The sequence below is a fragment of the Streptomyces sp. NRRL B-24572 genome (assembly GCF_002156145.1).
Taxonomy (GTDB): Bacteria; Actinomycetota; Actinomycetes; order Streptomycetales; family Streptomycetaceae; genus Streptomyces; species Streptomyces vietnamensis.
The window spans coordinates 1-4,904 of record NZ_MWIG01000558.1 but is presented as its reverse complement, the minus strand read 5'-3'; the positions used below and the strand labels follow the sequence as shown (position 1 = coordinate 4,904).

Below are 4,904 nucleotides of genomic sequence, written 5' to 3'. Positions count from 1 at the left end.
GGCCGGTGAACCGCGGCCCGGTGAAGCCGAGTTCGGTGAGCGCGCGGGCCGCGGTTCACCGGCCAGCACGTCTTCGGCCAGGACTTCGTCGAGCAGGGCGGGGCGGACGCCGAGGGCTGGTTCGTGTGCGCGCCCGTCGCCGACCCCGCCACGACGAAGACGGCGGCCGCCTTCACCGCCGCCCACCGCAAGCGGTACGGCACGGCCCCAGCGTACTACGCGGGCGAGTCGTACGACGTGGTCACGATGACGCTCCAGCAGCTCGCGGCCGACGCGAAGGCCGGCCGCAAGCCCGCCCGGAAGGGACTGTGGGCCGCGCTGCGCAAGCAGAAGTACACCGGCGCGATGGGGGGTTACACCTTCAACGAGACGGGCGAGCTGAGCCCCGGCGGCACCTTCGTCTATGCCGTGCAGAACGGCGCGTACAAGCCGGTGGGCGCCGCACCCCTGGTGCCGAACAAGCCCGCGCAGAACAAGAAGAAGGCCTGATCCCGTGCAGCCACTGCGAAAGGCCGACCCTTCGGCCATCGCCGGCTACCGGCTCCTCGGCCGGCTCGGCGCCGGCGGCATGGGCGTCGTCTACCTGGCCCGCTCGACCGGCGGTGCGCTCGCCGCGCTCAAACTCATCCGCGCCGAGCACGCCGCCGACCCCGGCTTCCGGGAGCGGTTCCGCCGCGAGGCGAGGGCCGCCGAACGCATCACGGGGCGCTGGGTCGTCCGCGTCCTCGGCGCCGACCCGGAGGCCCGCGAACCGTGGTTGGCGACCGAGTACGTGCCGGGGCCCTCCCTCGCCGAGGCCGTGGGCCTGTACGGCGCCCTGCCCGAGCCGACCGTACGGTCCCTCGGCGCCCGTCTCGCGGCCGCACTCGCCGACATGCACGAGGCGGGGCTCGTCCACCGGGACGTCAAGCCCGGCAACGTCCTCCTCGCCCTCGACGGACCCCGGCTGATCGACTTCGGCATCGCCAGGACCGCCGGTGCGACCGCCCTGACCGCCACCGACGCGATGATCGGCACCCCCGGCTTCCTCGCCCCCGAACAGGCCCGGGTCACCGGCTCGGGAGAGGTCGGCCCGGCCGCCGACGTCTTCTCGCTCGGCTGCGTCCTCGCGTACGCGCTCACCGGCGAACGCCCCTTCGGCACGGGCGCGGTGGCGTCCGTCGTCTACCGCACGGTCCACGAGGAGCCCGCGCTCGACGAGGTACCGGACACGATCCTCCCCCTGGTCAGGGCCTGTCTGGCCAAGGACCCGGCGGACCGGCCCACGGCCGCCGAGGTCCGTGAAGCCCTCGGGCGGGCGGACGCCCCGGCGGGGGACTGGCTGCCGGACGGCCTGCCCGCCCTGATCGCCCAGCGCTCCTCCCGGGTCCTCGACCTCCCGGTGCCGGAGCCCACGATGCTCGTGGACGACACGCACGCGCAGGGCCCTTCGCGCCGCCGGTTCCTGATCGGCGCCTCGGCGGCGGCCGTCGTCGGCGCCGGCGGCCTGACCGCCTACCTGCTGAGCCGTACGCCCTCCGGAAGCGGCGGCAGCGGCGGCGGTACGGGCACGGGCGCGCGGCTCGCCACGTACACGATCGGCGTCGTCACCGACCTGAGCGGAGCGACGAAGGCCGACGGGCGGGCGCAGGAACGCGGGGCGCGGCTCGCCGTGGAGACCCACAACGCCCGCGCCGACCGCACCTTCGACATGGCTCTTAAGGTCATCGACGACGGGGGAGACCCGAAGCGCGCCAAGGCGGCCGCCCGTACTCTGGCCGACATCGGGAACCTGGCCGCCGTGCTCGGCCCGACGGTCACCGAGACCGACATCGCCACCCACGACGAACTCTTCCTCCACCAGGTCCCGTTGGTGAGCGTGGTCGCATCGGTGCCGGCATCGGACCTCGCCGGGCAGGGCAATGACCAGGCCTACCTCGAGGCCCGGCCCTCGCACGACGTGATGACCGTGGCCTTCAGCCGGTGGCTGGAGGAGCACGACCGCCGCAGGACCGCCGTCATCGAGGACCGGGCGGCCGGCCGGTCCGCCTGGTTCGCCGTCAGGATCCTGAAGGAGACTCCCCCTTCGGCGTCCAGAGGCGGCGTCACCACGTCCCACCCGGTGGAGGCGGGCAGCGAGGACTTCGAGTCCGCCGTCCGGCAGGCCCTCGCGACGCGCCCCGACGGCGTGTACTACGCGGGGACGTCGCCCCGCCGGGCCGCGCTGTGCGCCAAGGCCCTGGCCCGTCAGGGGTACAAGGGGCCGTGCGGCAGCACGGAGCAGGTGCTCCAGCCGGAGTTCCTGAGCCTGGCGGGCCCGGCGGCGGAAGGCTGGTACTTCGGCACCAGCTACGTCGACCCCGGCCGCATGCCGGCCGGAAAGCAGTTCGCCGCCGCCTACCGGAAGCGCTGGAAGCTGCCCGCGACGGCACCGTTCGAGCGGTACGCGACGGAGGCGTACGACACCGTCCACTGGATCGCGCAGGCGCTGGGCACGGCGGTCGCGAACAAGGCGGAGCGCGTGACCTCCGCGGTCGTGAACGGTCTGGGCCGGACCCCGTACGAGGGGATCGCGAAGGTGTACCGGCCCGACCTGAGGAACAGCAAGGACGCGGAGCTGAACGCCGTCTTCCTCTGGCAGGTGCGCGGCGGGGTCCCCACCTACCGGGGCCCCTTCGCGACCGCCGCGAAGGAGGACTGACGAGGGGCCCGGCCCGCGCCGCGGACCGGGCCCCTCGCACGGCTGTCAGCCGACCACCGTCCAGGTGTCGTTGCCGGTCAGCAGCTGCGCGAGGTCGCCCTTGCCGTGCTGTTCGACGGCCTTGTCGAGCTGGTCCGCCATCAGCGTGTCGTAGACCGGGCGGTCGACCGAGCGGAAGACGCCGATGGGGGTCTGGTGCAGGGTGTCCGGGTCCGCCAGCCGGGAGAGCGCGAACGCGGTCGTGGGGGTGGCCGCGTGTGCGTCGTGGACGAGGACCCGCGCCTCGTTCTCCGGGGTGACCGTGACGACCGTCAGGTCGCCGGTGGCCGGGTCGCGGACGACGCCCTTGTCGTTCTCGGCGCCGAAGCGGATCGGCCGGCCGTGTTCGAGGCGGATGACCGCCTCCTGGGCCTGGTCCTTGTCCTTGAGGACCTCGAAGGCGCCGTCGTTGAAGATGTTGCAGTTCTGGTAGATCTCCACCAGCGCGGTGCCGTTGTGCTCGGAGGCCTGGCGGAGCACCTCGGTGAGGTGCTTGCGGTCGGAGTCGACGGTGCGGGCCACGAAGGAGGCCTCGGCGCCGAGCGCCAGCGACACCGGGTTGAAGGGGGCGTCGAGCGAGCCCATCGGCGTCGACTTGGTGATCTTGCCGAGCTCGGAGGTGGGGGAGTACTGGCCCTTGGTGAGGCCGTAGATCCGGTTGTTGAACAGCAGGATCTTCAGGTTCACGTTGCGGCGCAGGGCGTGGATCAGGTGGTTGCCGCCGATGGACAGCGCGTCGCCGTCACCGGTGACCACCCACACCGACAGGTCGCGGCGCGAGGTCGCCAGGCCGGTGGCGATGGCGGGGGCGCGGCCGTGGATGGAGTGCATCCCGTAGGTGTTCATGTAGTACGGGAAGCGGGAGGAGCAGCCGATGCCGGAGACGAAGACGATGTTCTCGCGTGCCAGGCCGAGTTCGGGCATGAAGCCCTGCACGGCGGCCAGGACGGCGTAGTCGCCGCAGCCGGGACACCAGCGGACCTCCTGGTCCGACTTGAAGTCCTTCATGGACTGGGCGGCCTCGGCCTTCGGCACCAGGTGCAGGAGCGACTCGGTGGGCTCAGGCATCGATGGCCTCCTTGAGGGCGGCGGCGAGCTGCTCGGCCTTGAACGGCATGCCGTTGACCTGGGTGTGGCTGCGGGCGTCGACGAGGTACGTCGCGCGGACGAGGGTGGCGAGCTGGCCGAGGTTCATCTCGGGGATGACGACCTTCTCGTACCGCTTCAGGATCTCGCCGAGGTTCTTGGGGAAGGGGTTGAGGTGGCGCAGGTGGGTCTGGGCGATGTGCCCGCCCTCGCGGCGGATGCGGCGCACGGCGGCGGTGATCGGGCCGTAGGTGGAGCCCCAGCCCAGGACCAGGGTGCGCGCGCCGTCCGGGTCGTCGACCTCCAGATCGGGCACGGCGATGCCGTCGATCTTGGCCTGGCGGGTGCGGACCATGAACTCGTGGTTGGCCGGGTCGTAGCTGATGTTGCCGGTGCCGTCCTGCTTCTCGATGCCGCCGATGCGGTGCTCCAGGCCGGGGGTGCCGGGCACGGCCCAGGGGCGGGCCAGGGTCTCCGGGTCGCGCTTGTAGGGCCAGAAGACCTCGGTGCCGTCGGCGAGGGTGTGGTTCGGGCCGGTGGCGAACGGGGTCGTCAGGTCGGGCAGGTCCTCGACGTCCGGGATGCGCCAGGGCTCGGAGCCGTTGGCCAGATAGCCGTCGGAGAGCAGGAAGACCGGCGTGCGGTAGGCCAGCGCGATCCGCGCCGCCTCCAGGGCGGCGTCGAAGCAGTCCGCCGGCGTCTTGGGGGCCACGACCGGGACGGGGGCCTCGCCGTTGCGGCCGTACATGGCCTGCAGCAGGTCGGCCTGCTCGGTCTTCGTCGGGAGACCGGTGGAGGGTCCGCCGCGCTGGATGTCGACGATCAGCAGCGGCAGCTCCAGCGAGACCGCCAGTCCGATCGTCTCGGACTTCAGCGCCACACCCGGGCCACTCGTGGTGGTCACGGCGAGCGAGCCGCCGAAGGCGGCGCCGAGCGCGGCGCCGATGCCGGCGATCTCGTCCTCGGCCTGGAAGGTGCGCACGCCGAAGTTCTTGTGCCTGGACAGCTCGTGCAGGATGTCGGAGGCCGGGGTGATCGGGTAGGAGCCCAGGTAGAGCGGCAGGTCGGCCTGCCGGCTCGCGGCGATCAGGCCGTAGGA

The 4,904-nt window shown here is 72.6% G+C and carries 3 protein-coding genes and 1 pseudogene; 2 read left to right on the top strand and 2 right to left on the bottom strand.

Features of this window, described 5'->3' with window-relative positions; genetic code table 11:
• Positions 1–123 precede the first annotated feature (123 nt).
• Both CCN56_RS29805 and CCN56_RS29800 read left to right on the top strand, forming a co-directional pair.
• Positions 124–489, top strand: coding sequence for a hypothetical protein (locus CCN56_RS29805; protein ID WP_256962235.1), 366 nt, complete (start codon positions 124–126; stop codon positions 487–489).
• Between the two features lie 4 nt (positions 490–493).
• Positions 494–2,680: a bifunctional serine/threonine-protein kinase/ABC transporter substrate-binding protein gene (locus tag CCN56_RS29800; RefSeq protein ID WP_086831054.1), complete on the top strand. Its 2,187-nt coding sequence runs from the start codon at positions 494–496 to the stop codon at positions 2,678–2,680.
• A gap of 45 nt (positions 2,681–2,725) precedes the next feature.
• On the opposite strand, the gene CCN56_RS29795 is transcribed toward CCN56_RS29800, so the two are convergent.
• Together CCN56_RS29795 and CCN56_RS29790 are read right to left on the bottom strand one after the other, a co-directional pair.
• Positions 2,726–3,787, bottom strand: coding sequence for a 2-oxoacid:ferredoxin oxidoreductase subunit beta (locus tag CCN56_RS29795; protein ID WP_086831053.1), 1,062 nt, complete (start codon positions 3,785–3,787; stop codon positions 2,726–2,728).
• Positions 3,780–4,904, bottom strand: a pseudogene (locus CCN56_RS29790) (2-oxoglutarate ferredoxin oxidoreductase subunit alpha); the annotation flags it as partial. The gene CCN56_RS29795 and the pseudogene CCN56_RS29790, both read right to left, overlap by 8 nt.